The organism is Mesorhizobium sp. Root102, from assembly GCF_001425625.1.
GTDB lineage: Bacteria > Pseudomonadota > Alphaproteobacteria > Rhizobiales > Rhizobiaceae > Mesorhizobium.
In genome coordinates this window covers 173,998-199,176 of the sequence record NZ_LMCP01000001.1, presented here as the reverse complement: position 1 = coordinate 199,176, position 25,179 = coordinate 173,998, and the positions used below count along the sequence as shown (strand labels likewise).

The following is a 25,179-nucleotide window of genomic DNA, read 5'->3' as shown; positions in this document are numbered from 1 at the left end:
TCAACTTGTCGCCGACTGAACCATGTCGAGATCGAGTAACTTGGGAGGGTAAAAATGGCAGACTTGAAACGGACCCAGCCGCTGGCGCGCGATGCCATGGCCTATGTGTTGGCCGGCGGCCGTGGCAGCCGCCTCAAGGAACTGACCGACCGGCGTGCCAAGCCGGCCGTCTATTTCGGCGGCAAGACGCGCATCATCGACTTCGCGCTCTCCAACGCGCTCAATTCCGGTATCCGGCGCCTTGGTGTCGCCACGCAGTACAAGGCGCATTCGCTGATCCGCCACCTGCAGCGCGGCTGGAACTTCCTGCGTCCTGAACGAAACGAGAGTTTTGACATCCTGCCGGCCAGCCAACGCGTCTCGGAAACGCAATGGTATGAGGGCACCGCCGACGCCGTCTATCAGAACATCGATATCATCGAGGCCTATGGACCTGAATACATGGTCATCCTGGCCGGCGACCACATCTACAAGATGGACTACGAGATGATGCTTCGCCAGCACGTCGACGCCAATGCCGATGTCACCGTCGGCTGCCTCGAAGTGCCGCGCATGGAAGCCACCGGCTTCGGCGTCATGCATGTCGATGCCAACGACAACATCATCGCCTTCGTCGAAAAGCCCGCCGACCCGCCCGGCATTCCCGACAAGCCGGAATTCGCCCTGGCCTCGATGGGCATCTATGTCTTCAAGACCAAGTTCCTGATGGAGCAGTTGCGCCGCGATGCGGCTGAGCCGGGCTCAAGCCGTGACTTCGGCAAGGACATCATCCCCTATATCGTCCAGCACGGTAAGGCGATCGCGCACCGCTTCGCCAAGTCCTGCGTCCGCTCGACCGCCGAGAACGAGGCCTATTGGCGCGACGTTGGAACGGTCGACGCCTATTGGGAAGCCAACATCGACCTGACCGACATCACGCCGGAACTCGACCTCTACGACCGCGACTGGCCGATCTGGACCTATGCCGAATTGAAGCCGCCGGCAAAGTTCGTGCATGACGAGGATGGCCGCCGCGGTTCGGCCGTGTCCTCGCTTGTCTCGGGCGATTGCATCGTCTCGGGGGCTTCGCTGAAAAGAAGCCTGATCTTCACCGGAGCGCGCATCAATTCCTATTCGACCCTGGAAGAAGTCGTCATGCTGCCGGACGTTCATGTCGGCCGGAACGCAAAGTTGAAGCGCGTGGTCATCGACCATGGTGTTAGGATACCGGAAGGGCTGGTGGTCGGCGAAGACCCCGTCCTCGACGCCAAGCGTTTTCGCGTGTCCGAAAAAGGCATCTGCCTGGTTACTCAGGACATGATCGACAAGCTGGGGCTCTAACGCATGCAGGTTCTGTCGGTCGCGCCCGAGATTTTCCCGCTGATCAAGACCGGCGGGCTTGCCGACGTGACCGGCGCGTTGCCCATCGCACTGGCGGCCAAGGGCGTGACCATGCGCACGCTCATTCCCGGTTTCCCGACCGTTATGGCCGCTTTCAAGAAAAAGAGGGCGGTTCTGCAATATCCCTTGCTGCAGGGCGGTAAGGCCTCCGTTCATTCCATCCAGCTTGCCGGGCTAGAGCTGTTCGTGCTCGACGCGCCGCATCTGTTCGACCGTCCCGGCGGTCCCTATGGCAATGCGACCGGCGTCGATTGGCCCGACAACTGGCGGCGCTTTGCAGCACTAAGCCAGGTCGGCGGCGATATCGCCGGCGGCGCCATCTCGGGCTACCAGCCTGACATCGTCCACGCCCATGACTGGCAGTCGGCGATGACGCTGGCCTATATGCGCTACGGCAAGGCGGTCGGCGTACCGTCGATGATGACCGTTCACAACCTCGCTTTCCAGGGCCAGTTCGGCGCCGGCATCTTCGGCGAGCTCGGCTTGCCTGCGGCGGCTATGGCGCTCGACGGCGTCGAATATTATGGCGGCGTCGGCTTCCTCAAGGCGGGCCTGCAGGCCGCCTGGGCGATCACCACGGTCAGCCCGACCTACGCGCAGGAGATACGCTCGGCGGAATTCGGCATGGGCCTCGACGGCCTCATCAACATGCGCTCCAGCGATCTCTATGGCATCGTCAACGGCATTGACATCGACATCTGGGATCCGGAGACCGACAAGCATCTGGTCTCCACCTACACGGCCGGGACGCTGAAGGCGCGCGCGCCCAACAGGGCCGCCGTCGAGGAGCGCTTCAGCCTGGATCGCGACGACAGCCCGATCGTCTGCGTCGTCAGCCGCCTGACTTGGCAAAAGGGCATGGACATACTAGCGCTGGTGGTCGACGGCATCGTTGCCACGGGCGCGCGGCTGGCCATCCTGGGCTCGGGCGACGCCGGCCTCGAAGGTGCGCTGCTTGCCGCCGCCGCCAGACATCGCGGCCGCATCGGGGTTGTCGTCGGCTACGATGAAGGGCTGTCGCACATCATGCAGGGCGGTTGCGACGCTATCGTCATTCCCTCACGCTTCGAACCGTGCGGGCTGACGCAGCTTTACGGCCTGCGTTATGGTTGCGTGCCGGTGGTTGCCCGCACCGGGGGCCTGGCCGATACGGTCATCGATGCCAATGAGGCCGCCGTCTCGGCCGGCGTTGCCACCGGCTTCCAGTTCGCGCCCAACAATGGCGGTGCCTTGCTGCACGCCATCCGCCGCCTCGTCGACGCCCATGCCAGTCCGCCGGTCTGGGAATCGCTGCAGCGCCAGGGCATGAAGGCCGACGTGTCGTGGGACAAGAGTGCGGATAAATATGTTGAACTCTATCGCTCGCTGCTTTCGAAAAGGGTTGCCTGAAGCATGATACGGACCATCCCCACCAAACCCTATTCCGATCAGAAGCCCGGCACGTCGGGCCTGCGCAAGAAGGTGCCTGTCTTTCAGCAGGAGCACTATGCCGAGAATTTCATCCAGTCGATCTTCGACGCGCTGGACGGTTTCAAGGGCAAGACCCTGGTGATTGGCGGCGATGGCCGCTTCTACAACCGCGAAGTCATCCAGAAGGCCATCGCCATGGCAGCCGCCAACGGCTTCGGCAAGGTGATGGTCGGGCAGGGCGGCATCCTGTCGACGCCGGCCGCCTCGCATGTCATCCGCAAATACAAGACCTTTGGCGGCATCATACTGTCGGCCAGCCACAATCCGGGCGGTCCGCACGAGGATTTCGGCATCAAGTACAATGCCGGCAATGGCGGCCCGGCGCCGGAAAAGCTGACCGACGCGATCTTCGAAAAGACCAAGGCGATTTCGAGCTTCAAGATCGCCGACATCGATCCGATCGACATCGACACGGTCGGTGCGGTCAAGGCCGCCGGCATGACGGTCGAGATCATCGACCCGGTCGCCGACTATGCCGAGCTGATGGAAAGCCTGTTCGATTTCGACGCATTGCGCAAACTGTTCAAGTCCGGCTTCCGCATGCGCTTCGACGCCATGCACGCGGTGACCGGGCCCTACGCCAAGGAGATCCTGGAAAACCGGCTTGGCGCGCCCAACGGCACCTGCCGCAATTTCAAGCCGCTGCCGGATTTCGGCGGCCACCATCCGGACCCGAATCTTGTCCATGCCAAACACCTCTATGACGAAATGATGGGGCCGGACGCGCCGGATTTCGGCGCCGCCTCTGATGGTGACGGCGACCGCAATTTGATCATCGGCAAGGGCATTTTCGTCACCCCGTCGGATTCCGTTGCCATGCTTGCCGCCAATGCGCGCCTGGCGCCCGGCTACAAGGCCGGTTTGAAAGGCATTGCCCGCTCGATGCCGACCAGTGGCGCGGCCGATCGTGTCGCTGAAAAACTCGGCATCGGCATCTATGAGACGCCGACCGGCTGGAAGTTCTTCGGCAATCTGCTCGACGCCGACATGGCGACGATCTGCGGCGAGGAGAGTGCCGGCACCGGTTCCAACCATGTCCGTGAAAAGGACGGCCTGTGGGCGGTGTTGCTGTGGCTCAACATCCTGGCCGCGCGCGGCGAAAGCTGCAAGCAGATCGTCACCGAGCACTGGGCGACCTACGGTCGCAACTACTATTCTCGGCACGATTATGAAGAGGTTGAGAGCGACCGCGCGAATGCGCTGGTCGACGAACTCCGCGCCAAACTCGGCTCATTGCCGGGCACCAGCGTGCGCGGCATGACAATCGCCAGCGCCGACGATTTTGCTTATCACGATCCGGTCGATGGCTCGATCAGCGAGCACCAGGGCATCAGGGTGCTGTTTGAAGGTGGTTCGCGCGTCGTCTTCCGCCTGTCCGGCACAGGTACGTCGGGCGCGACGTTGCGCGTCTACATCGAGCGCTACGAGCCGGACAGAGCGAGGCACGATCTCGACACGCAAGAGGCGCTTGCCGATCTGATCGCGGCCGCCGATGATATAGCCGGCATCAAGAGTCACACCGGTCGCAACGAGCCGAGCGTGATTACTTGAGAGTGGCTGTGTGCGCTTTCCCTTCTCCCCTTGTGGGAGAAGGTGGATCGGCGCGCAGCGCCGAGACGGTTGAGGGGTGCGCGAAGGATCGCCGTCGGCGCCAAGCTGGAACGCCCCTCATCCGTCGCCTTCGGCGACACCTTCTCCCACAAGGGGAGAAGGGGGAGCCCGCATGACGTCACTCGGCGCTACGGTCACCTGCGAAGGCATCCGCTTTGCTGCGTGGTCGCAGGCCGCCCGCCGGCTCTGGGTCTCGGTCTTCGACGAGCAAGGCAACCGGGAAATCGAACGGCTCGAACTGCACCCGGAAGGCGAGGGCGTCCATGCGCTGTTCGTTGCAGGCCTTGGCCCCGGCACCCGCTATGGCTTTCGCGCCGATGGCGATTATGCGCCCGAGCGTGGGCTTTGGTTTGATCCCGACAAGCTGCTGACCGATCCCTACGCCGTCGAGATCGACAGGCCCTACGCCTATGACTGGCGGCTGGGCCGGCGCCGGGGCGAGGGGGCCGATACCGCGCCGCTGGTGCCGAAGGCGATTGCCGCCGCCTTGCCGAAGCCCGTGCAGGCTGCGCCGCCGCTATTTCGTGCCGGTGGTCTGATCTACGAGGTGCCGGTACGCGCCTTCACCATGCTGCACCCAGACGTTCCTGAAAAGCTGCGAGGTACGGTCGCCGCCCTCGCTCACCCCGTGGTTGTCGAGCATCTGAAGAAGATTGGCGTTGGCGCGGTCGAGCTGATGCCGGTGACCGCCTCTATCGACGAGCGACATTTGCCGCCGCTCGGGCTGCGCAACGCATGGGGCTACAACCCCGTCACCTTCATGGCGCTCGATCCGCACCTGGCGCCGGGCGGCATCATGGAATTGCGAAACACAGTCGCCGTGCTACGCAAGGCCGGCATCGGCGTTATCCTCGATCTCGTCTTCAACCACACAGGCGAGAGCGACAGGCTTGGTCCGACGTTGTCGCTGCGCGGCCTCGACAACCAGGCCTATTACCGGCACACATCAGACGGCAGGCTGGCCAATGACACCGGGACGGGCAACACAGTCGCTTGCGACCATCCCATCGTTCAGGAAATGGTCCTCGACACGCTTCGCCATTTCGTCAGGGATGCCGGCGTCGACGGCTTCCGCTTCGACCTGGCGACCATTCTGGGGCGGGTCGAGGGCACATTCGATGCCGAGGCGCCGCTGCTGAGAGCGATGCGCGACGACGCGCTGCTGGCCGATCGCGTGTTGATCGCCGAGCCGTGGGACATCGGTCCGGACGGCTATCAGCTCGGCAATTTCCCACCATTCTTCCTCGAATGGAACGACAAGTATCGTGATGATGTCAGACGCTTCTGGCGCGGCGACGCCGGCATGGTCGGCGCCCTGGCGACCCGGCTCGCCGGTTCGTCCGATGTGTTTGCCGCGAACGGGCAAGACGCCAGCCGCAGTGTCAATTTCATCGCCGCCCATGACGGCATGACGCTCGCCGACATCGTGCGTTATGAGCGCAAGCACAACGAAGCCAATGGCGAGCAGAACCGCGACGGCCACAATGAAAACCTGTCCTGGAATAACGGCGTGGAAGGTGATGCGGACGACCCAGCCGTAGCCATGGCTCGCCTGAACGACCAGCGCGCGCTGCTCGCCACGCTGTTTGTCTCACGCGGCACCATCATGCTGACCGCGGGCGACGAATTCGGCCGCACCCAGCACGGCAACAACAACGCCTATGCGCAGGACAACGCGATCACCTGGCTCGACTGGCCCGGCCGCGATCAGGCGCTGGAGCGCTACACGGCGCTGCTCTCGACGCTGCGCCGAGCGATGCCCGCGCTTTCCGACACAAGCTTCCTTGCTGGCCAGCCGCCGGCAGATTCAGAGATACCGGACGTCGCATGGCTGACCGAGATGGGCGTGCCGCTCGACGAACAGAGTTGGCAGGATCCGCAGCGGCACCGCCTTGTCATGATCCTGGCCGCCGATGACGACCGCAGTCTTGCGGTGCTCATCAACGGCGATCGCCGGGCCTGCATGTTCACCTTGCCCGAGCGAGATGGATTTTTCTGGGCTCCGGCCATCGAAACGCCGGATGCGGCGGATATCTCCCGGCCGATATCGGGGCGGACAGTGATCTTCATGATCGAACGAGTGCAGACCGGCACAAGGGAGAAGCGCAATGGGGGCAGGTGACAAGGCCGGATGGTGGCGCGGCTGCGTCATCTACCAGATCTATCCGCGCTCCTTCCAGGACACGACCGGCCACGGCAGCGGAGACCTCAGCGGCGTTACGTCGAGGCTCGCTCATGTTGCCTCGCTTGGTGTCGACGCCATCTGGCTGTCGCCCTTCTTCAAGTCGCCGATGGCCGACATGGGCTACGACGTGTCGGATTACTGCGATGTCGATCCAATGTTCGGCACGCTTGAGGATTTCGATGCGCTGGTCGCCGAGGCGCATCGTCTCGGCCTGAAGATCATCATCGACCAGGTGCTGTCGCATTCATCCGACAAACATGACTGGTTCGTTGAAAGCCGCGCCAGCCGCGATAATCCCAAGGCCGACTGGTATGTTTGGGCCGATACCAAACCCGACGGCAGCGCACCCAACAACTGGCTCTCCGTCTTCGGAGGCCCGGCCTGGGAATGGGATTCGACCCGCCGGCAGTATTACATGCACAATTTCCTCGCCTCGCAGCCGGACCTCAATTTCCATAATCAGGAGGTTCAGGACGCGCTGCTGGAAACGGTGCGGTTCTGGCTCGAGCGTGGCGTCGATGGCTTCCGGCTCGATACGGTCAACTACTATGTCCACGACCGCTGGCTGCGCAGCAATCCACCCTTGGCATCAAGCGTCGCCGGTACCAACAGCGAAACCAACACCTACCTCTACCAGGAGCACCTGTTCGACAAGACGCAGCCGGAAAACCTGGCGTTCCTGCGCCGCTTCAGGGCGCTGCTCGACGCCTATGAGGACCGCGCCGCTGTCGGCGAGATCGGCGATGAGGGCCGCTCATTGCAGACGCTCGCCGCCTACACCTCCGGCGGGGATACGCTCCATATGTGCTACACCTTCGACCTGCTTGGCCCACAGTTCTCTGCGGCGCATGTGCGCGGTTGCGTCGAAGCCTTCGAGGCAGCCGTTTCCGATGGCTGGGTCTGCTGGGCGTTCTCCAACCATGACGTGGTGCGCCATATCAGCCGCTGGACAAGGCCGGGCAGCGATCCCGACGCGATCGCAAGATTCTCGATCATGCTGCTCTCCTCCCTGCGCGGCTCGATCTGCCTCTACGAAGGCGAGGAACTCGGCCTTGAAGAGGCGGAGCTTGCCTACGAGGATCTGCGCGACCCCGTCGGCATCCGCTTCTGGCCGGGCGTCAAGGGTAGGGATGGGTGTCGAACGCCGATGGTCTGGGAGGCCGGCGCCGACAATGCAGGCTTCTCGACGGCCAGGCCGTGGCTGCCGATACCGGCCAGCCATCGCGCCCGAGCAGTCGACGTCCAGAACGCCGACACGGCCTCGGTGCTCACGTCCTATCGGACCGCGCTGGCGTTGCGCAGGGAGCATGAGGCATTGGTAACAGGCTCGATCCGCTTTCTTGACGCTGAGGGCGACGTGCTCGCATTCGTCCGCGAAGGCGGCGGCGAGAGACTGCTCTGTATCTTCAATTTCGCTAGGGAGCCGGGGACCTGGCCGTTGCCGCCTGATATTGGAGCGGTTGCAAAGCTTGACGGCGATACAGCGGTCGTCGAGGAGTCCGAGCTTTCGCTGCCTGCGCTCGGATACTACCTTGGTCGCCTCGATTGATGCCTCGGCCGTCCCTACTGGACGAGCACCGAGCGTCCGCAGGTCGCACCGGTGACACGGACATCGGCCTGGCCGACGCCGACACCCAGCGCTGAAAGCACATTGTAGAGCAGGTCGTCGACGGGTGCTGTTACACCGTTCAGCACCGCCACCACCGCCGGCTTGACCGTTCCGAGCAGGGCGGTCAGGTCGATCCCCAGGCCAAGCGCATTGACTGAAAGCGACAGGTTGCTGACCAAGGATGTGGTGAGCGACTGCGTAATGTTGCGCGTCGAAACGGTCTTGATCGTCTTGTTGGCGATGTCGGTCGCATCGAAGGTCAGCGTCGTCGGGTTGTTGTTGGTTATCGCGGTGGCGGCGGAGCCCATCACCTGTATCAGCGGAATGTTGATCAGCAGCAGCTTGAGGCTCACATCCGCGATTTCCGCGTCGGTGAATGTCTGCGGTTGGCTGAAGTCGCCAAAGCCTGATGAGTTGCTGTTGGCCAGATGCAGCGAGGCGATACCTGGGTGTGCGGCGATGGAAACCTTGATGCTGGACGGCCCTGTCGGACAAGTGATGTCGGTCAGTTTGGCTTCGGCATAGGCGACTTCCACATTGAGCGGCAGATTGACGGCCAGCAGGCTGATGCCGCCGCCGAGACTGGGTGTGCCGACGCCAACGGTGGCCACCAGCTTGATGCGCGTCTGGGCCGTGCGCACCACCGTGCCGATGCCGTCGACCGCGAGCCACGGCGAAGATTGCGCCGGCTCGCCAATGGCAATGGTAAGCGCGGTGGACAAAAGCCCGGGTACGGTGGCCCCGAGGTTGACCTGAGCCTGGTTCGTGCCGTTGGCCAGCACGGCGGCGGCGGTCAGCATTCCCATGGCGCTTGCGTCAACGCCAAGGCCGGCCGGTTTTTGCCCGAGCCCCAGGCTGCCGAAGGAGCCGAGGTCGACAAGTTTGTTGAGCGGGATCTTGACCGTGCTGGTCGCCTTGGACGCGATCGTCTGCAGGGCGACCTTGGCCGTATTGCCAACTCCGGGCACGTTGGCCATGGCAGTTGCGATCTGGCCGACGGTCGCCTTCGATGCCAGTACGTCCGAATAGGACACGCCGGTCAGGTTCAGCTGCGTGGCAAGGCCGTCGACGAACGAAAGTACGCTCACATCCGCGGAGATCAGCGCGTTGTAGTCCATGACACTGAGCGAGATGTTGCCGCCGAGAAGTCCGCTGAGGAGCGCGTTGAGAATGCCGCCATTGACGCTGAGCAGCCTCGATCCGACCGAGAAGGTCGCCTGCGGCGTCATGCTGGCGGTGGCCTGCGTGCCGATCACGGGAGAGGGGATCAGCGAACTCGCGAAATAGCGGGCGGGGATCTTCTTCAGGGTGACACGGACGGCATTGTAGGGTGTTACGCTGGCCTGGAAGCGCTGGCTCACATTGGTGCCGGATGCCGCGTATCGCCCGGGCGTGACCGTAACGACGGTTTTCCCTACGGCCGGAGCGATCGTCTGTCCCGAGCCTTGAACGACCACCCCTGGCATGCCGTTGTCGGTCAGCGTGGTCACGACTGCTGTGTTGACGTTGGTGATGTTCGAGGCGGCGGTGATCGCCGCCAGATCCACCATTGCCTGCGCCTCGCGGCGCTCGGTGTAGATCGAGGCTTCGTCGATAGCCACCGCGGCCAGCGCCAGCGCCACCGGCGCCATGAGCGCCGTCATGACGGCGAAATTGGCCTTTCTGTCGCCCAGCATCAACCGTGCAAGCCGGAAGATCTCCTTGCGCTCACGCAGCAACATTCAGATGCCTCCGACCCTGATCGTTGACTTGCGCGTGATGGTGGTGCCTGGCATCGCTATGCCTGGGAAAAGATTCCAGATCGGCAGGTTGCGGGCATCGTATTGGATGGACACAACGAACTGACTTCCATCGGCCACGCTATCATTGGCCTGGTAGGTCAGCTTGCTGGCATCCACGAAAGGATATCCGCCGGCATTGTTGGTGACGAAGCTGGCGACGAGCGTCTGCCGTTCGGTCTGGTTCAATCCGGAGATCGCTGTGCGGGCCGCGTCCGCCGCGATCTGCTGGATCGAGTTGGCAGCGCCGAAATATATACCGTATGCAACCATCCCGAGTAGAAGAAGGATGAAGATCGGTGAGAGCAGGGCGAACTCAACCGCCGAAGTTCCTGACGTATCCATCTGGAATCGGCGGCTTATGACCGTGGGAATGACATTGCGTACCATGGCTCTGAACATGCCAAAGTTCGGATGCAAAAGCGAAAACTCTAGGCGCAACCTGGAGGTGTGCACGATTGAAAGACAGTTCTAATTTAGTGGATGCTTGCTTTGATTTCTGACTATTGACTTAAGGTCAATCAGTACTCGGTTGAAAAGACCTTACCTCCTGTCTAGTCTCCTGCCACCAGCCATCGGAGGGAACCGGTGGCGCGCTCAAAGGGGTCAGATATCGGCTCCGGGGCGTCAACACTTAAAAGGTGCGCCGACGGCAGCGCCGACAGGGAGAACTTCATGCTGATGAAAAACATGCTGAAGGCGACGGTGCTCGCCACGACGATGGCTTTGGCGGCCGGCACGTTCTACACACCGGCTTTCGCCGAGACCGTCTATAACAGAGGCAGCGCCGCCGAAGCGGAGACGGTCGACCCGCACAAGACCTCGACTGTCTACGAAGCCGATATCATACGCGACCTGTTCCAGGGCCTGGTCATGCATGACCAGAAGACCAACCTCATTCCGGGCGCCGCCGAAAGCTGGACGGTGTCCGACGACGGCACTGTCTACACCTTCAAGCTGCGCAAGGACGGCCTCTGGTCGGATGGCAGCCCGGTGACGGCGGACGACTTCGTCTATTCGTTTCGACGGCTGGAAGATCCGGCCACCGCTGCCGAATACGCTTCCATGCTCTATCCCGTGAAGAACGCCGAGGAAGTCAACACCAAGAAGGGCAAGCCGGAGGATATGGGCGTCAAGGCACTTGACGCAAATACCCTCGAAGTCACGCTCAAGGCGCCGACGCCTTACTTCCTGGAGATGCTGACCCACCAGGCCACGTATCCGGTCAACAAGGCTTCAATCGAAAAGCTCGGCGCCGACTGGATCAAGGCGGGCAATCTCGTTTCGAACGGCGCCTATACACTGGCCGAGTGGATTCCCAACGACCACATGAAGCTGGTCAAGAATCCGAAATTCTGGGACGCCGCGACCGTCAAGATGGACGTCGTCAACTATATCCCGACCGAAGACCGTTCATCGGCGATGAAGCGCTTCGAGGCCGGCGAACTCGACAGCTACGGCGACCTGCCGACCGAACAGCTTGCTGACCTCAAGACCAAGTTCGGTGATCAGGTCCGCGTCGGACCGTATCTCGGCACCTATTACTATGCGATCAAGACCGACAAAGCGCCGTGGGACAACCCCGAACTGCGCAACGCCATCTCGATGGCGATCGACCGGGACTTCCTCGCCGAGAAAGTCTGGCAGAACTCGATGCTGCCTGGCTATTCTATGGTGCCCCCGGGCATCGCGGGCTACACGCCGGCAATGGCCAAATACGCCGACATGTCGCAGATCGACCGCGAGGACGCTGCCAAGAAGACCCTCGAGAAACTCGGCTATACGCCCGAGCATCCGTTGAAGATGGAGATCCGCTACAACACGTCGGAAAACCACAAGAACACCGCGGTTGCCATCCAGGAACAGCTGAAGCCGCTTGGCGTCGACGTCACGCTGCTCAACACCGACACCAAGACCCACTACTCCTTCCTTGAGCAGAAGGGCAACTATGATGTGGCGCGTGCCGCCTGGATCGCCGACTACAAGGATCCGGAGACCTTCCTCGGCATCACACGCAAGGCCAGCGGCAACAACTATTCCAACTATGTCAGCCCGGCATATGAAGCGGCCATGGACAAGGCGGCGGCTTCCGGCGGCAAGCCAGAAGAGCGCATGAAGGACCTCACTGAGGCCGAGCGCATCCTTGTCGATGACGTCGGCAACATTCCGCTTCTCTACTACAGCTTCCACGATATCGTTTCCTCGAAGCTGCATGGCTTCGATGACAATGTCATGGACATCCATCCGTCCCGCTTCGTCAGCAAGGACTAACTCCCTGGCCAAGCCGCCGCGCCCTTCAGGGCGCGGCGGCAGTGGTTTGCCATCGCATCGGCCCGGGAACCGGAATCGATTTTCGGCATGTCGGTGCGAAGATTTGAAGGCTAGAGCGCAACCGTCCGGCTGGACGCGCGTTGCTCTGGATCAAGCGGGGCACCGATGCTGCGATACGTATTACGGCGGCTTCTGACCGCCATCCCGACGCTGTTCGTCATCGTGACCATGGCGTTTTTCCTGATGCGCGTCGCGCCAGGCGGTCCATTCAACCAGGAGCGGGGGCTAAGTCCCGAGATCAGGGCCAACCTTGAAGCCCAGTTCGGCCTCAACGATCCGCTCTGGCTGCAATTCGTCCACTATCTCGGCAATCTGCTGCGCGGCAATTTCGGCCCGAGCTACAACATGCCGGACTTCACCGTCACCGAACTGTTCGCCAAGGGGCTGCCCATTTCGGTCCAACTCGGTGCTTCGGCGCTCGTCCTGGCGCTTCTGCTCGGTTCCGTGCTCGGCACCATTGCCGCGCTCAACCAGAACAAGCTTGGCGACTACACGGTGATTGCGTTGGCGACCGCCGGCAGCACCATCCCCACCTTCGTCATCGCACCGGTAATCCAGCTCCTGTTCGGGCTGACCTGGAAGCTGTTGCCGATCGGTGGATGGGGCGACGGCGCTTTCATCAACAAGGTCGGCCCGGTGCTGACGCTCGCTCTGCCGCAGATCGCCATCGTCGCCCGGCTGATGCGTGGTTCGATGATCGAATCCTTGCGGTCCCATCATATCCGCACGGCGCGCGCGCTCGGCCTCTCCGACTGGTCGGTGGTGGTCAAGCACGCGCTGCGCGGCGCCATCCTGCCGATCGTCTCCTTCACCGGCCCGGCAGCCGCGGCATTGCTGACCGGCTCGGTCATCGTCGAGACGATCTTCTCCATTCCGGGCGTCGGCCGCTATTTCGTCGATGCCGCGCTGAACCGCGACTACACGCTGGTGATGGGAACGGTGGTGGTGATCGCCATCTTCACCATCGTCTTCAACCTGATCGTCGACGTCATGTACGCGGTCGTCGACCCGAGGGTGCGCTATGACTGACATTGCAGCCACAGCTCCCGCCGTCGTCGGTCGCTCGCTCTGGGGTGATGCCTGGGCGCGCCTCAAGGCCAATCGCGCCGCCATGTTCAGCCTGTATTACCTCGCCCTGATCGGTGTCGTCAGCGTGTTCGGGCCCTTGTTCGTGCCGCATCAGTACACCACCATCTATGCCGACTATGTGCGCATGCCGCCGAGCCTGTCGGCCTATCCGAAGGCCGACATGATCGAGACGGCACTCACCGAAGCGATCAAGCGCATGCGGGTCGACATCAAGGAGTGGCGGCAGGAAGGCAACCAGGTCTTCGTTACCGTCAAGTCGACCAAGCCGATCGACGACCGCAACATCCGCTATCTCGACCGCTCCGATGCCTTTGACGACACCAAGATCGAGAGCAAGTCGCCTGACGGCCTCGAAGTGACCATGAGTGCCTCGATCAAGCAGCAATATTTCCTGTTCGGCACCGACAACACCGGCCGCGATCTGTTGTCGCGCACGCTGATGGCCGGGCGCATATCGCTGGCCATCGGCCTGCTTGCCGGCGTCGTGGCGGTGGCCATCGGCGTGGTCTACGGGGCCGCTGCCGGCTTTGCCGGCGGCAAGGTCGACGAGGTCATGATGCGCATCGTCGACGTGCTCTATTCCTTGCCCTTCATCTTCTTCGTGATCATGCTGGTGGTGTTCTTCGGCCGCAACTTCGTGCTGATGTTCCTGGCGGTCGGCGCCGTGCTGTGGCTCGACATGGCGCGCATCGTGCGCGGCCAGGCGCTGTCGATCCGCCGGCAGGAATATGTCCAGGCGGCGGAAGCCATGGGTGTCGGCCAGCGCGGTATCCTGCTGCGCCACGTCATTCCCAACCTGCTCGGCCCGGTGGTGATCTATATGACGCTGCTGGTGCCGCAAGTCATCATCCTGGAGAGCTTCCTGTCATTCCTCGGGCTCGGCGTGCAGGAGCCGATGACCAGTTGGGGCGTGCTGATCTCGGTCGGCGCCAAGAACATCGGCACCGCCAACTGGCTGCTCCTGTTTCCCGCCTTCTTCCTCGTCTCGACACTGTTCGCGCTGAACTTCGTTGGCGACGGCCTGCGCGACGCGCTCGACCCGAGAGATCGATAAAGATGGGGATCGCTGAAATGTCTGCTTCCGAAACGATCCTCAGCGTCAAGGATCTGCGCGTCCGCTTCCGCACGCTCGACGGCGCGGTCGAGGCGGTGAAGGGCATCAACATCCACGTCAAGTCAGGCGAAACCGTTGCAGTGGTTGGCGAATCCGGCTCCGGCAAGAGCCAGACGATGATGGCGGCGATGAGCCTGCTGGCATCGAATGGCGAAGCGACAGGCAGTGTCGACTATCGCGGCCGCAATCTTCTGACACTGAGCAAATCCGAGCTCAACAAGGTCCGAGGCCGCAAGATCAGCATGATCTTCCAGGAGCCGATGACCTCGCTCGATCCGCTCTATTCAATCGGCAACCAGCTGATCGAACCGATCCGACGGCATCGGGGCCTGAATGCTGCCGAGGCGCACGAAGAGGCGCTCAGGCTGCTGCGGCTGGTGCATATCCCCGACCCCGAGCGACGGATGAAGTCCTATCCGCACGAAATGTCCGGCGGCCAGCGCCAGCGCGTGATGATCGCCATGGCGCTCGCCAACGACCCTGACATATTGATCGCCGACGAGCCGACGACGGCGCTCGACGTGACGATCCAGGCGCAGATCCTGATGCTTTTGGCTGAATTGCAGCGCAAGCTCGGCATGGCGATCGTCTTCATCACCCACGATCTCGGCATCGTCCGTCGCTTTGCCGACCGGGTCTATGTCATGCGTCAGGGCGAGGTTGTCGAGGAGGGGGAGGCCGAAGCCATCTTCGTCAACCCGCAGCATGCCTATACGAAAATGCTGCTGGCGGCCGAGCCGACCGGCCACAAGGCGCCACCACCCGCCAATGCACCGGTGCTGCTCGAAGGCAGGAATGTCGAAGTGACGTTCAGGATCGGCGGCGGGTTTCTGGCCGGCGAGCCGCTGATGCTGCGTGCCGTCGATCACATCTCGATCCGGCTGCAGCGCAACCAGACCATCGGCATCGTCGGTGAATCCGGCTCGGGCAAATCGACGCTCGGCCGCGCTCTGCTGCGGCTGTTGCCGAGCGACGGGCTCATCCGTTTCGGCGATCGCGACATTTCCCAGGCGGACCGGCAGGCGATGCGACCGCTACGGCGTCAAATGCAGCTCGTCTTCCAGGACCCGTTCGGCTCGCTGTCGCCGCGCATGACCGTCGGCCAGGTCATTACGGAAGGGCTGCTGGTGCATGAGCCGAACCTTTCGGGCAAGCAACGCGACCAGCGCGCCGTCGAGGCCTTGCGCGAGGTCAACCTCGATCCGAACGCCCGCAACCGTTACCCGCATGAATTTTCCGGCGGCCAGCGCCAGCGCATCGCCATTGCGCGGGCCATGATCCTGAAGCCCAAGCTGGTGGTGCTGGATGAGCCGACCTCGGCGCTCGACCGCTCGGTGCAGAAACAGATCGTCGAGCTGCTGCGCAAACTGCAGGCCGACCACGAACTGTCCTACCTCTTCATCAGCCACGATCTGTCGGTCGTGCGCGCCATGGCCGACTACATCATCGTCATGAAACAGGGCAAGATCGTCGAGGAGGGGCCGACCGAGGCGATCTTCAGCAATCCGCAGCACGTCTACACACAGACGCTGATGGCCGCGGCGATCGACGTCACGCGGTTTCGCCTGAGCGCCTGAGCCACTGCAGGCAGTTGCCGCAGATGGTCTTTTCACTCAGTCCGTTGACCGCGGGCACTTGCGCGCCCGTGCCCCGACAATCGCCTCTTGTTGCTGCTTCAGCCGATCGATTCTGGCCGTTTCACGGCCGGCGACCGCGGTCTTCACACGCGAGCCGCCCAGCAGCCAGCGCGGAACACTGGTGTTCGCGACCTTGCCACGGGTGATTGCGGTTTGTGAGATGTTACGGGCAACGGCTCCCAGCGCGCTGTTGAGCTTGGCACACGTCATCGAATCGTATTTCGCCGGATCGACGGATCTGCTAATCGATGAACAGCCAGCGACAAGAAACAGTGCAATCATCAGGACCGGTGGCAAAGCTGTCGTCGAATTCAAATTCATGTCGCATCCGGCTCGCCGTTTCATCGACCCATCATACCCATCGAACTACCTAGGGCCGAGGGCCATTTCGTCAAAGTCGTCAAAGTTTGCGACTGCGAAGGACCCTACCACCGCGCTCAGCCTTTCCGGCCAAAGCAGGAACATTCTCGGTCACTCGCAGTTGGTACCCGTCGAGTGCTTTAATTCAATCACTGGTAAACGGAGAGAGCCCGTCTCGGCTTACGCCGGGACCGGCTTTTTCGTGCATTTTGGTGATCTCCGACCACAACGGCTGCCGGGTCATTCATTCAATGTCCCTGGAAATTCTCACGCTGCTTCAGCAACGAACGTCGTCGGGGCGCAACCGTCGAGCATTGCCTGGGCGATGTCGGTCTCATTTCCATCGACATGGGCCGTCACCAAAACGATCCCCTCGGTGTTACTCCGATCATCCGTCTTCACGGCAGTCATGGGGAATGTTCCAAGCAGACCGCCAGCAACGCCGCCACAGGCCCCGCCGGCCACGACTGTTGCCCATACGCTTGCAGCAAGAGGACTGATGCCGTGGGCCGCAACAGCGCTCAGGCAGGCCAACTCGCCGGCGGCAGCGCCGAGGATGACCCCCAAAGCGGAAATCCACAGAGATCCCACTTCGTCATTGTAAGGTCCGATGATGGCGATCTGTACCCGAGGAATTCCGGCCGCCACCAGATCGCTGGCGACCCGGGCCGCTTGGGCATGGGAATCAAAAAGTCTGCTGATTGTTGGCATGGTCACTCAAGGCTTTTGACTGTTTGGCAGCGTGTCGGTGACGAAGGATGCGGCAATCAGGTCGTCGCTTTCAATTCGGCCCTGGCGGTCTTCCATGATGGCCGCGACCTTGTGGAAGGTCTTCATTTCGCCCTCGGTGATTTGGGCCTTCTCCATCTTGGACTTGAGGTCAGCGACGCGCATCCCCAAGGCATGTGATCTTGCAGTCTCAGGGTTCGACATGATGATGGTCATCCGTTTCATTTTTGTTGGTCTTTGCCCCAACCAACCGAACTGGGGCAAGTGCAAAAGGTTCCCAAGTCGGGCTTCGGTCGGGCAAGGCACCGGACCTAGGTCTGATCGCAAAAAGCAATGATCCTATTGGGGGCGTCGCTCGGAACGGCCACTGCCTGCGGTCGTTGTCCGCTGCACGTTTGCGGGAGGAAGCTGATGGAAAGGAGTGTTGGCCAAGCGCGCTGGTTGCTCGCACCGGTCTTCGCCGTGGCCATCACCTTCATCGTGATGGGAATAGCTCTTTGGCTGACCATCCGGAAGACCTGCGCGCGAAAGTTTTGCACATCGGTGCAGCTACGTCCCTTCCTGCGCTGATAGGGTTCGCTCGCTGCTCCTGTGTGACGGGCGAACCCTCAACTTTCAGGAGCGACGACCAAATGCCCGACTCCTGGGAGCCGGGCGGTTCGCGATCAGTAACCGTCGTTTTCGATCACCACGGGGTGGTGGCGATGAGTGGAGACGGAGCCTGTCACGACGACGGTGTCTCGACGATGATGCCGGCGCCCATGGTCATAGAACGCATCCGCACCGTGTCGGCGGTGGTGCAAGCGCTGGCCGTCTTCGTTGATGATCTTGACGCTGTTGTGGTGTCGATGGTGGGTTCTAATAACCACATCGGTCTCGGCAGCCGAAGCCATAACGGGCAATCCCATGGAAAGCGCCAAGGCGCACATGATCATTGTTTTCATTGCAGTTTCTCCATTTTCTTAATTAGCCCTTCGTCGGATAACCGCCTCTGATCACTTTGGTTCCGGCCTTCCCCAAGGCCAGCCAGAACACTTGCGGCAAGTCGAAGAACGGGCGATCGCTCTTGCAGAGAGCGATGTGTCTGACCGCATCAGTCTCGCTCGGCGCATGATGGCTCCTGACCCAGCCGGCGGTCTGCTTCTGCCGTCGGGGTAAATAGGCTCCGAGGCCAATATGAAGGCAATTCACCAGGCCATCGCTCGATCTCGCCAAACAGCGGAACATTAGGCACGTCTGATAGTTCTATTTCTCGCAGCCAGCACTGCGGCTTTGGTGTCTGCTGCGGATCAGCCGCTAAGGCTGGTCGGCCCGCGTCTCCGCCAGAGGCGCGGGTTTCCCCCAGGCAACAGGAGAGAAATTATGAACAACATCATTTGGCTCGTCGGAGCGGTGGTCATCGTCCTAGTGATATTGAGCTTTTTCGGCCTTCGTTAAGCGCGACGTAAGCCATGTCCATCGACCCTCTATCGGAAGGTGATCAGCCGAAGCGGACACTGCGAAAGCGACGCAAGCGGCCGGCCGAAGATCGACACGATGGCAGGGAGGCCATCGTCTCTGTGCCATCTGAGGAAAAGAGCTTTCGCGTCTGGTTCCTGTCCAATGAAACAGGCATCAGCCTGGACCAGGCTAGCGAACTTGTCGACAGAATCGAGGCAGATGGCGCGGCATTGTTGAATGCCGCGCGGCTAATGAAAATTCACTCGCAATGACTGGCAAATCTGTAGCCGCCGACGTCGTCGGCGACTTCGAGAAGCTCACTGGCGCTACGTGCCCGACGACGAAAGACAAGACTCTGGGTTTGTCTCATCAAGCAGTGAGCCATCTCGCTCTATCTTCAGGCGGGATATCAGTCTGAGCGCCGAAGTCGGGATGCGCTAACACTTTGTTTTTTCTGGTCGGAGTGGCAGGATTTGAACCTGCGACCCCCTCGTCCCGAACGAGGTGCGCTACCAGGCTGCGCTACACTCCGTGACCAGACCGCGGGCTTATAGCTGCCGTACTTCGTTCCTGCAAGCGGCAATGGCAGCGCCTCTGTCGCATTTCGTCCGCTTTCGTCGGGCATTTCGGCCAAGCTCGGATTTCGGTCCGGGATAAACGTGGCTTAAAGCCTTGTGTGCTAAGCCGCGGCCCTCGATAGATTGTATTTTCTGCCGCCTGGAGTTCTGCTGTCTTGCCCCCAAAAATCGTTGGCGACGCCCGGCCCAACAGTTTCGAATTCGAAACCGAAGCGCTGATCAAGGCGTCCGGCTTTCGCGAATATGATGCGCGCTGGTGGTTCGGCCATCCCGGCTCCGCGCAACCGCCGGAGCTCAATCTGATCGGCGTCCAGGCGCTCGGCATGGGGCTTGGCACGCTGATTCGCCGTCTCGGCGCCGGGCCGGATATCGTCACCGGGCATGACTTCCGCTCCTATTCGCTGTCGATCAAGTTGGCGCTGGTGTCCGGCCTGATGGCGGCGGGCGCCCGCGTGAGGGACATCGGCCTGGCGTTGTCGCCAATGGCCTATTTCGCTCAGTTCGCCTTGGATACGTCCTCGGTCGCCATGGTCACCGCCTCGCACAACGAGAATGGCTGGACAGGCGTCAAGATGGGCGCGGCGCGGCCGCTGACCTTCGGCCCCGAAGAGATGAGCGCGCTGAAGGCGATCGTGCTGGCCGGCGATTTCGATCTTGCCGGCGATGGCTCCTATGATTTCGTCCGCGATTTTCGCGCGACCTATCTCGACGATCTGACCCGCGACAAGCGCATCACGCGAAAGCTGAGAGTGGTCGCCGCGTCCGGCAACGGCACCGCCGGCGCCTTTGCCCCGCAAGCATTGGAACGCATCGGCTGCGAGGTCATCCCGCTCGATGTCGAGCTCGACTATACCTTCCCACGCTACAATCCCAATCCTGAGGACATGCAGATGCTGCATGCCATCAGGGACAAGGTGCTGGAGACCGGTGCCGATGTCGGCCTTGGCTTCGACGGCGACGGTGATCGCTGCGGCGTCGTCGACAATGAAGGCAACGAGATTTTTGCCGACAAGGTCGGGGTGATGCTGGCGCGGGATATTTCCAGCCAGCATCCGGGCTCGACTTTCGTTGTCGACGTCAAGTCGACCGGCTTGTTCAACACCGACGCAGTGCTGCGCGCCAACGGCGCCGTCACCGATTACTGGAAGACCGGCCACTCCTACATCAAGCGCCGCGTCGCCGAGCTTGGCGCCGTCGCCGGTTTCGAAAAGTCAGGCCATTTCTTCTTCAACCCGCCGATCGGCCGCGGCTATGATGATGGGCTGGTCACCGCCATCGCTATCTGCCAGATGCTGGATCGCAGCCCCGGCAGTTCGATGGCCGATCTCTACCGCGAGCTGCCGCTGACCTTCGGCACACCGACCATGTCGCCGCACTGCGCCGACGATGTGAAGTATGGCGTGGTCGAGCGGGTGGTTGCCGACTTTCAGGCCATGAAGCGGGATGGAATGGTTTTCGCCGGCCAGAAGATCGGAGATCTCATAACCGTCAACGGCGTGCGTGTCGTCGCCGAGGACGGCACCTGGGGGCTGGTGCGCGCCTCGTCTAACAAGCCGGAGCTCGTGGTGGTCGTCGAAAGCCCGGTATCGTCGCAGCGTCGCCGGCAGATGTTCGAGGCCGTCGACGCGGTGCTGCGCCGCAGCCCCGAAGTCGGCGCCTACAACCAGACTTTTTAAGATCAGCGATCGGTCGTGGAAGCTGTCCGCTCCAGGACGCTCCAGTCGAACGACCGCGCCCAGTCGGCAAATCCGTGCCAGCGGACCTCCGGGAATTCCTTGCGCAACGCGGCGATATCGACATCGTAACCGACGCGGTCGAACCACTCGAACATGAGTGCCGCGTCCTCGCTCTGCTGGCGGGCCGCCGCGATCGGGATTTCCTGATAGCGGATCAGACGGCCGATGGCCTCGGACAGGATTTTCGCCTGCTCTTCGCCGGACAGTTCGTCCCCGGCGAAGTCGAAGCGCTTGCCGAATACCTGTTCTCGCCGCTCGACCAGGGCAGCAACGAAGGCGCCGATGTCCGTCAGGCTGACAAGCTGGAGGACGCGTTTGGCAGGCAGGGCGAAGGCATGTGTGCCTTGGCTGAGCGCGTCGATCGACCATGGCGCGACGGCATTTTCCATGAACGCGACCGGCGCGCTGATCGTATAGGGGATGCCGAGACCAACGACATGTTTCTCGACGAGATATTTGCTCTCGAAATGCGGGATACCGGTTTTCTTGTCGGCATCGGCGACTGACGAATAGATCAGGTGTCCGACGCCGGCAGCCTTCGCGGCATCGGCTGCAAGGATCCCCTGGCGGGTCTCTTCCTGCAGACCGGCCTCGTAGCTGTTGCCCATCAGGAACATCGTGTCGACGTCTTTTGCCGCCCTCACAACGGAGGCTGCGTCAGCGAGATCGCCGGCCACGATATCGGCGCCCGCCGACGCCAGTTGCCGCGCGGCCTCGCTGTCCGGCTTGCGCGTCAGCGCCTTTACGTGATGGCCCCTCGACAACAGGGCACGGGCAACCGCGCCGCCTTGTTGGCCGGTGGCGCCGGTTACCAGGATGTTTCGCTTGCCGGTCATGATCTCTGCTCCTTCTTGTTTCTCCTGGAGCAAAACTAGGGCCTGTCGCATTGATGCATAATTGGCTATAATTGGAAAACTTAGTGCCAATTTTAGATACAATGCTCGACCTCAACGACATCATCGTGTTTGCCCGCGTCGTCGAAGCCGGCAGCTTCACTGCTGCCGCGCGTCTGCTCGCCATGCCCAAGACAACGGTCAGCCGCCGCATTGCCGCGCTCGAGCGCGAGGTCGGCGTGCGCCTGCTGCAGCGCACGACACGCAGCCTCAACCTGACGGATGCCGGGCGTCTCTACTATGAGCAGAGCAGCCGGGGGCTGCGCACAATCGAGGAGGCAAATCTGCGCCTCGCACAGGCGAGGGCGGAGCCGTCGGGCACGATTCGCATTTCGGCCCCGGTCGGCTTTGGCGGCCATTTCCTCATCCGCGCCGTGGTCGACTTCCTGGCAATGTATCCGAAAACCAACGTCGAGCTGCGCCTCACCGACGACAGGCTCAATCTGGTCGAGGACGGTATAGACCTCGCTTTCCGCACCGGGATCCTTCAGGATTCGACGCTGATCGCCCGCAAACTCGGCTCCACGCACAGGCTGCTCTGCGCCAGCCCGGACTATCTCGCGCGGCACGGCATGCCCGAGAGCCCGGCGGACCTTGCGCACCATCAATGCGTCATCGCCGGCCCTTCGGTCTCAGGCGCTCATTGGGTGCTGGATGGGCCAAGCGGCCAGGAAACGGTCGTGGTGGCCGGGCGCTTCGCCGCCAATGAAATGCAGGCGGTCGTCGCGGCCGCGCTCGCAGGCTTCGGCATTGCCCAATTGCCCCAGGCGATCGCAGAAGGGTTGATCAATGACGGACGACTGCAGCGCGTTCTCAGGACCTACGCGACACCGGCCGGCGGCCTGCACGTTCTCTATCCGAGCAGCCGGCATCTTTCTCCTTTGGTCAAGGCGTTCATCGAGCTTGCATCCGAGCGCATTCCCAATGGGATAAACACCGCTTAAAGGCTAGGTGTGATAGCAACCGGCACCACTTGCCTCCTGAACGTGAGACCTTAATGACCGAGCGGATTGTCAGTTTTGTCATGAGCGGCGGCGTCGGCTCGCGGTTGTGGCCGCTGTCGCGCGAGGACAATCCCAAGCAGTTCCACGATCTGTCGGGCGACGGCTCGATGCTGGCCAAGACCTTGCGCCGGCTGACCGCCCGGCCGCAAGGCGAAACGCCGATCTTCCTGATCGCCGCGGAGCGCCACGCCGATCGCGTCCACACCGATCTTGCCGGCCTCGATCTCGCCGGCGGCGGTCCGCTGTTCGAGCCGACCGGGCGCAACACAGCCGCCGCCGTCGCGCTGGCGGTGCTGCGCACACTGTCCGAGTTCGGCGACAGCCTGGTGCTGGTGGTGCCGTCGGACCATGAGATATCGACCCCGCGCCAATTCTGGCAGAGCGTCGAAGCTGGCACCGGGGCAGCGCGCGCCGGCCGGCTGGTGGTGTTCGGCATCAAGCCGACACAGCCCGAGACCGGATACGGCTATATCGAGGTCGCAGCCGAAGGCGGCGGCACCTTCGACGTGTCGCGCTTCGTCGAGAAGCCGGACCTTGCGACGGCGCAAAGCTATCTCAAGGCCGGAACTTTCTACTGGAACACCGGTATCTTCCTGTTTCGCGCCGGCGCCATGTGTGACGCCTTCATGGCGTTCCAGCCGGACATCTGGCGGGCCACCGAAGCAGCCTACAAGGCCGCGACATCGGATCTCTCCGGCCTCTACATGCCGCTTGAGCTCTACGCCGCCATTCCGTCGAACTCGATCGACTATGCCATCATGGAGCGGGCAAGAGACATCGCCATGGTGCCGGCCGGCTTCCGCTGGAACGATCTCGGCTCGTGGCAGTCGCTGCTTGATGTCGGCCCCGCCGACAACCAGGGCAATGTCATCATCGGCGATGTCGTCGCCATCGATTGCGAGAATTCCTACATCCGCAGTGACAGCCGCCTGCTGTCGGCGATCGGCATGAAGGACGTCGCCATCGTCTCGACATCGGACGCCACCTTCGTCGCCCCGGTCAGCCACAGCCAGCACGTCAAGAAGATCGTCGAGCAGCTCGAAAAATCGGGCCGGCTGGAAACCAGGTTCACGCCGGCGCAAGACCGCGTCATCGAGAGCGGCGCCTGGCGGCGGCGCGTGCACCACTGGCTATTTCAGGAGACCTTGCCGCTGTGGTCGACATCAGGCGTCGACGAACGCCATGGCGGTTTTCATGAGGCGCTCGGCCTGGACGCCTCGCCGCTGATGAAGCCCAAGCGCATGCGCACCACGGCAAGGCAGGTCTATGCTTTTGCAGTCGCCAAGGAGCGCGGCTGGGACGGTCCGGCCGACCGGCTGATCAGCCACGGCATCGACTTCATGGAAGGGAAGGGCCGCACCGACAAAGGCGGCTGGGTTCGCACGCTGAATGTCGACGGTTCGGTCGCCGACGCCACCGAGGATGCCTACGATCATTCCTGCGTGCTGCTGGCACTGGCGCATGCGCATATGTCGGGCAATCCCGACGCCTTGCGGCTCGGCGAGGAAACCTTCGCCTTTCTCGATGCCCATCTCGAAGACAGCCGCATGACCGGCTTCCTCGAGACATCGGACGGGGAGGGCGAGCGCCGCTCCAACCCGCATATGCATTTGCTCGAGGCTTTCCTCGCCTGGTACGAGGCGACAGGCGACCGCACCTATCTGCGACGCGCCGCCCGCATCATCGATCTCTTTCGCAGCCATTTCTTCGACGCCGAGAGCTGGACGCTGGGCGAATATTTCGACGCTGGCTGGAAACCGGCTGCCGGCGAGAAGGGCACATGGACCGAGCCCGGCCACCATTTCGAATGGGCCTCGCTGCTCACCGATTTCGCCGCCCGCAGCGGCCAGAGCGAGTTGAGCAATTTTGCCCGCAAGCTCTATGCCTCGGCCATCGCCAACGGCCTCAACCGCGCCACCGGCCTTGCTTACGGCGCTGTCTCAAGACAGGGCCTGCCGCTCGACCTTGTCTCGCGCAGCTGGCCGCAGGCCGAAGCGATCAAGGCGGCGATCGCACTGGATGGCTCGGGCGGTCCCGACCTGAAACCCGAGATCGAGGCGCGTGTCGGCCGCCTGTTTCGCTGGCACATCGACCCGGCCCCGCTCGGCCTGTGGATCGACCGCATCGACGAGCGCGGCCGCTCGCTTGCGGCGGATGTTCCGGCCAGCATCTTCTATCATCTGGTCTGCGCACTTACGCAGTATCTTGACGGGACGGCGGAGAAGGGGTGAGGCG

General features: G+C 62.3%; 20 protein-coding genes and 1 tRNA gene. 13 read left to right on the top strand and 8 right to left on the bottom strand.

The annotated features are described in order from the left end of the window. The first annotated feature begins 54 nt into the window (after window positions 1-54). The 5 genes from glgC to ASD12_RS00905 all read left to right on the top strand — a co-directional run bounded on the left by glgC (window position 55) and on the right by ASD12_RS00905 (window position 8,195). Window positions 55-1,320 (top strand): glucose-1-phosphate adenylyltransferase, encoded by a 1,266-nt coding sequence (glgC, locus tag ASD12_RS00925; RefSeq protein WP_056580815.1) that lies wholly within the window; start codon window positions 55-57, stop codon window positions 1,318-1,320. Window positions 1,321-1,323: 3 nt separating this feature from the next. Then, a complete protein-coding gene (gene glgA, locus ASD12_RS00920) occupies window positions 1,324-2,769 on the top strand; it encodes a glycogen synthase GlgA (protein ID WP_056580811.1) in 1,446 nt (481 codons plus the stop codon). A gap of 3 nt (window positions 2,770-2,772) precedes the next feature. Next, complete coding sequence (locus ASD12_RS00915) at window positions 2,773-4,401, top strand: alpha-D-glucose phosphate-specific phosphoglucomutase (protein WP_056580807.1); 1,629 nt, start codon at window positions 2,773-2,775, stop codon at window positions 4,399-4,401. Between the two features lie 172 nt (window positions 4,402-4,573). Next, on the top strand, window positions 4,574-6,583 hold the full coding sequence (glgX, locus tag ASD12_RS00910) for a glycogen debranching protein GlgX (RefSeq protein ID WP_056580804.1): 2,010 nt from the start codon (window positions 4,574-4,576) through the stop codon (window positions 6,581-6,583). Next, the gene (locus ASD12_RS00905) at window positions 6,570-8,195 is read left to right on the top strand and encodes an alpha-glucosidase family protein (protein ID WP_056580802.1); all 1,626 of its coding nucleotides are present in this window, start codon (window positions 6,570-6,572) and stop codon (window positions 8,193-8,195) included. Before glgX ends, ASD12_RS00905 begins: the two co-directional genes overlap by 14 nt. 14 nt (window positions 8,196-8,209) lie before the next feature. On the opposite strand, the gene ASD12_RS00900 is transcribed toward ASD12_RS00905, so the two are convergent. Together ASD12_RS00900 and ASD12_RS00895 are read right to left on the bottom strand one after the other, a co-directional pair. Continuing rightward, window positions 8,210-9,976 (bottom strand): TadG family pilus assembly protein, encoded by a 1,767-nt coding sequence (locus ASD12_RS00900; RefSeq protein WP_056580798.1) that lies wholly within the window; start codon window positions 9,974-9,976, stop codon window positions 8,210-8,212. Next, a complete protein-coding gene (locus ASD12_RS00895; RefSeq protein ID WP_162252207.1) occupies window positions 9,977-10,423 on the bottom strand; it encodes a TadE/TadG family type IV pilus assembly protein in 447 nt (148 codons plus the stop codon). Window positions 10,424-10,711: 288 nt separating this feature from the next. Between ASD12_RS00895 and ASD12_RS00890 the strand changes: the two genes are divergently transcribed. The 4 genes from ASD12_RS00890 (at window position 10,712) to ASD12_RS00875 (ending at window position 16,144) form a co-directional block, all read left to right on the top strand. Continuing rightward, window positions 10,712-12,304 (top strand): peptide ABC transporter substrate-binding protein, encoded by a 1,593-nt coding sequence (locus tag ASD12_RS00890; RefSeq protein ID WP_056581900.1) that lies wholly within the window; start codon window positions 10,712-10,714, stop codon window positions 12,302-12,304. A 165-nt stretch (window positions 12,305-12,469) separates the two neighbouring features. Further along, window positions 12,470-13,393, top strand: coding sequence for an ABC transporter permease subunit (locus ASD12_RS00885; protein WP_056580795.1), 924 nt, complete (start codon window positions 12,470-12,472; stop codon window positions 13,391-13,393). After that, window positions 13,386-14,507, top strand: a complete 1,122-nt coding sequence (locus tag ASD12_RS00880; protein WP_056580791.1) for an ABC transporter permease subunit — start codon at window positions 13,386-13,388, stop codon at window positions 14,505-14,507. The genes ASD12_RS00885 and ASD12_RS00880 overlap by 8 nt, the downstream gene beginning before the upstream one ends. Before the next feature lie 17 nt (window positions 14,508-14,524). Then, window positions 14,525-16,144 (top strand): ABC transporter ATP-binding protein, encoded by a 1,620-nt coding sequence (locus ASD12_RS00875; RefSeq protein ID WP_056581899.1) that lies wholly within the window; start codon window positions 14,525-14,527, stop codon window positions 16,142-16,144. A 36-nt stretch (window positions 16,145-16,180) separates the two neighbouring features. Here ASD12_RS00875 and ASD12_RS00870 read toward each other — a convergent pair whose 3' ends face one another. From ASD12_RS00870 to ASD12_RS00855, 4 genes are all read right to left on the bottom strand, one after another. Further along, complete coding sequence (locus tag ASD12_RS00870) at window positions 16,181-16,525, bottom strand: hypothetical protein (RefSeq protein ID WP_056580789.1); 345 nt, start codon at window positions 16,523-16,525, stop codon at window positions 16,181-16,183. Between the two features lie 306 nt (window positions 16,526-16,831). After that, window positions 16,832-17,275 carry a hypothetical protein gene (locus ASD12_RS00865; protein ID WP_056581898.1) on the bottom strand — a complete coding sequence of 148 codons (444 nt, stop codon included), beginning with the start codon at window positions 17,273-17,275 and terminating at the stop codon, window positions 16,832-16,834. Between the two features lie 6 nt (window positions 17,276-17,281). After that, window positions 17,282-17,497 carry a hypothetical protein gene (locus ASD12_RS00860; RefSeq protein ID WP_056581897.1) on the bottom strand — a complete coding sequence of 72 codons (216 nt, stop codon included), beginning with the start codon at window positions 17,495-17,497 and terminating at the stop codon, window positions 17,282-17,284. A gap of 461 nt (window positions 17,498-17,958) precedes the next feature. Then, on the bottom strand, window positions 17,959-18,237 hold the full coding sequence (locus tag ASD12_RS00855; protein WP_056580788.1) for a hypothetical protein: 279 nt from the start codon (window positions 18,235-18,237) through the stop codon (window positions 17,959-17,961). A 507-nt stretch (window positions 18,238-18,744) separates the two neighbouring features. Between ASD12_RS00855 and ASD12_RS00845 the strand changes: the two genes are divergently transcribed. Then, on the top strand, window positions 18,745-19,005 hold the full coding sequence (locus ASD12_RS00845; protein WP_056580784.1) for a hypothetical protein: 261 nt from the start codon (window positions 18,745-18,747) through the stop codon (window positions 19,003-19,005). A gap of 183 nt (window positions 19,006-19,188) precedes the next feature. On the opposite strand, the gene ASD12_RS00840 is transcribed toward ASD12_RS00845, so the two are convergent. Continuing rightward, a tRNA-Pro gene (locus ASD12_RS00840) sits at window positions 19,189-19,265 on the bottom strand. Window positions 19,266-19,466: 201 nt separating this feature from the next. On the opposite strand from ASD12_RS00840, the gene ASD12_RS00835 reads away from it, so the two are divergent. Further along, entirely contained in the window at window positions 19,467-20,987 is a 1,521-nt protein-coding gene (locus ASD12_RS00835; protein ID WP_056580781.1) for a phosphomannomutase/phosphoglucomutase, read from the top strand. 2 nt (window positions 20,988-20,989) lie between these two features. Here ASD12_RS00835 and ASD12_RS00830 read toward each other — a convergent pair whose 3' ends face one another. Further along, complete coding sequence (locus ASD12_RS00830; RefSeq protein WP_056580778.1) at window positions 20,990-21,883, bottom strand: NmrA/HSCARG family protein; 894 nt, start codon at window positions 21,881-21,883, stop codon at window positions 20,990-20,992. Between the two features lie 101 nt (window positions 21,884-21,984). On the opposite strand from ASD12_RS00830, the gene ASD12_RS00825 reads away from it, so the two are divergent. Beyond that, window positions 21,985-22,884 carry a LysR family transcriptional regulator gene (locus ASD12_RS00825; protein WP_056580775.1) on the top strand — a complete coding sequence of 300 codons (900 nt, stop codon included), beginning with the start codon at window positions 21,985-21,987 and terminating at the stop codon, window positions 22,882-22,884. A gap of 53 nt (window positions 22,885-22,937) precedes the next feature. After that, window positions 22,938-25,175 (top strand): mannose-1-phosphate guanylyltransferase/mannose-6-phosphate isomerase, encoded by a 2,238-nt coding sequence (locus ASD12_RS00820; RefSeq protein WP_056580772.1) that lies wholly within the window; start codon window positions 22,938-22,940, stop codon window positions 25,173-25,175. Window positions 25,176-25,179: the final 4 nt, after the last annotated feature.

Excerpts from the sequence above, each read along its gene's own strand:
- ASD12_RS00865 (WP_056581898.1), bottom strand. The coding sequence starts at position 17,275 with ATGCCAACAATCAGCAGACTTTTTGATTCCCATGCCCAAGCGGCCCGG.
- ASD12_RS00860 (WP_056581897.1), bottom strand. The coding sequence starts at position 17,497 with ATGTCGAACCCTGAGACTGCAAGATCACATGCCTTGGGGATGCGCGTC.
- ASD12_RS00900 (WP_056580798.1), bottom strand. The coding sequence starts at position 9,976 with ATGTTGCTGCGTGAGCGCAAGGAGATCTTCCGGCTTGCACGGTTGATG.
- ASD12_RS00915 (WP_056580807.1), top strand. The coding sequence starts at position 2,773 with ATGATACGGACCATCCCCACCAAACCCTATTCCGATCAGAAGCCCGGC.
- ASD12_RS00885 (WP_056580795.1), top strand. The coding sequence starts at position 12,470 with ATGCTGCGATACGTATTACGGCGGCTTCTGACCGCCATCCCGACGCTG.
- glgX (WP_056580804.1), top strand. The coding sequence starts at position 4,574 with ATGACGTCACTCGGCGCTACGGTCACCTGCGAAGGCATCCGCTTTGCT.
- glgC (WP_056580815.1), top strand. The coding sequence starts at position 55 with ATGGCAGACTTGAAACGGACCCAGCCGCTGGCGCGCGATGCCATGGCC.
- ASD12_RS00845 (WP_056580784.1), top strand. The coding sequence starts at position 18,745 with ATGTCCATCGACCCTCTATCGGAAGGTGATCAGCCGAAGCGGACACTG.
- ASD12_RS00880 (WP_056580791.1), top strand. The coding sequence starts at position 13,386 with ATGACTGACATTGCAGCCACAGCTCCCGCCGTCGTCGGTCGCTCGCTC.
- ASD12_RS00905 (WP_056580802.1), top strand. The coding sequence starts at position 6,570 with ATGGGGGCAGGTGACAAGGCCGGATGGTGGCGCGGCTGCGTCATCTAC.
- ASD12_RS00855 (WP_056580788.1), bottom strand. The coding sequence starts at position 18,237 with ATGAAAACAATGATCATGTGCGCCTTGGCGCTTTCCATGGGATTGCCC.
- glgA (WP_056580811.1), top strand. The coding sequence starts at position 1,324 with ATGCAGGTTCTGTCGGTCGCGCCCGAGATTTTCCCGCTGATCAAGACC.
- ASD12_RS00830 (WP_056580778.1), bottom strand. The coding sequence starts at position 21,883 with ATGACCGGCAAGCGAAACATCCTGGTAACCGGCGCCACCGGCCAACAA.
- ASD12_RS00875 (WP_056581899.1), top strand. The coding sequence starts at position 14,525 with ATGTCTGCTTCCGAAACGATCCTCAGCGTCAAGGATCTGCGCGTCCGC.
- ASD12_RS00895 (WP_162252207.1), bottom strand. The coding sequence starts at position 10,423 with ATGGTACGCAATGTCATTCCCACGGTCATAAGCCGCCGATTCCAGATG.
- ASD12_RS00870 (WP_056580789.1), bottom strand. The coding sequence starts at position 16,525 with ATGAATTTGAATTCGACGACAGCTTTGCCACCGGTCCTGATGATTGCA.
- ASD12_RS00825 (WP_056580775.1), top strand. The coding sequence starts at position 21,985 with ATGCTCGACCTCAACGACATCATCGTGTTTGCCCGCGTCGTCGAAGCC.
- ASD12_RS00820 (WP_056580772.1), top strand. The coding sequence starts at position 22,938 with ATGACCGAGCGGATTGTCAGTTTTGTCATGAGCGGCGGCGTCGGCTCG.